Raw genomic sequence first — 1,352 nt, forward strand, 5'->3', positions numbered from 1 at the left:
GGTCGCGCCCAGCTCGGCCGCGGTCAGGCTGCGGACCAGCCCGGTGCCGGGGTCGAGCGTCAGCCCGGCCGACGACGGCAGGTCGCGGACCGGCACCCGCCACCGGCGCGGGTAGCGCCCGGGCACCAGCGCCGACGAGCTGTAGGCGATGACTTCGCGTTCGCCGGTGGCGGGCACCGGCCGCACCAGCGGCTCGCCATCGGGCAGGGGCACCAGCACTTCGCAGTCGAGCAGCGCCCGCGCGAACTCGGGGCGGCTGATCCAGCCCACGGCCAGGTAGTTCAGCAGCTTCGCCGCATCGGTCGTGGGCACCGGGAACCCGCGCCAGACCGGGCCCGGCGTGTACTGCTCGTTGACCCGGTACTCGCCGGTCGGCCGGGTCCAGCCGCGGATCGCCCGCACCGGGAGGTCCGGGAACGCCTTCTCGTCGAACTCGGGGTCGACGTCGGGCCGCCACTCGGTCTCGGCCGGGGTGCTCGCCATCGACTCCTGGTCGAGCGTGATCTCGCCGCCGTCGGCCGGCACGAACACCACCGGGCTCGGCACCAGGCCGGCACCGATGTCGGTGCCGTCGAGGTAAGCGGCCGCGTTGACCGTGAAGCGCCAGCCGTCCGGGCGGCGCACGGTGAACTCGTCCCGGATCCGCAGCCGGTCACCGCCCGGTCGCGTGCGCAACCACTCCCGCACGCGAGCGACGGCTTCCTGTTCTTCCATTCTCCCCATCCTCGGGCTAATGCCGCGGGTACCGCTCGATCCACGCGTCACCCTGCGCGCTCAGCGCCGAGTGCCGGTCGAAGTGCCAGTAGGCGTCCGAAGCGACGTTCTCGACCAGGTAGCGCAGCTCCAGCTGGTCGACCCACTTCTGCGGCAGCCCGGGGATCCCGGTGCGCGCACCCAGCAGGGCCCCGGCGAGCGCACCGGTGAGGGCGCTGCGGCCGGAGTGGTTGACGGCGCGCAGCAGCGCCTGCTCCGGGTAGTTCTCGAAGCCGGACAGCGCGGCGAAAGCGCGTCCGAGCACCGACAGCGTCGTCTGGCCGTCGCCGATCAGCTCCGCCATCCGCAGGTCGGGCAGCCCGTGCTCGCCGAAGAACGGCACCGACTCGGCGACCATGTCCCCGATCGCCGTCCACTCCGGGCCCTGCTGGAACTGGTTGTCCGGGTTGAGCACCTCGCGGCTGAGGTTCCAGATCGGGAAGCTGAACGCCTCCTTGGTCAGCGCGTGCTCGAACAGCCAGGTCAGGTAGGTCGCGGCGGCCAGGTCCGGCTCGGTCGGGTGGGTGACGCCGGCGAGGTCGCGCACCGCCTGGCGCGCGCCGCCGCTGAACCCGCTGCCGGGCCCGGCCATGGTCAGC

At 73.2% G+C, this 1,352-nt stretch carries 2 protein-coding genes; both read right to left on the reverse strand.

Features of this window, described 5'->3' with window-relative positions:
* Positions 1-714: YrhB domain-containing protein (locus G3I65_RS30950; RefSeq protein WP_239071564.1), on the reverse strand; the 714-nt coding region annotated here is incomplete at its 3' end.
* A 16-nt stretch (positions 715-730) separates the two neighbouring features.
* Positions 731-1,352, reverse strand: a 622-nt coding sequence (locus G3I65_RS30955; RefSeq protein ID WP_203612558.1) for an ADP-ribosylglycohydrolase family protein, incomplete at its 5' end; no start/stop codon positions are given.

This window comes from Amycolatopsis sp. SID8362 (genome assembly GCF_010550475.1).
GTDB classification, from domain to species: Bacteria; Actinomycetota; Actinomycetes; order Mycobacteriales; family Pseudonocardiaceae; genus Amycolatopsis; species Amycolatopsis eburnea.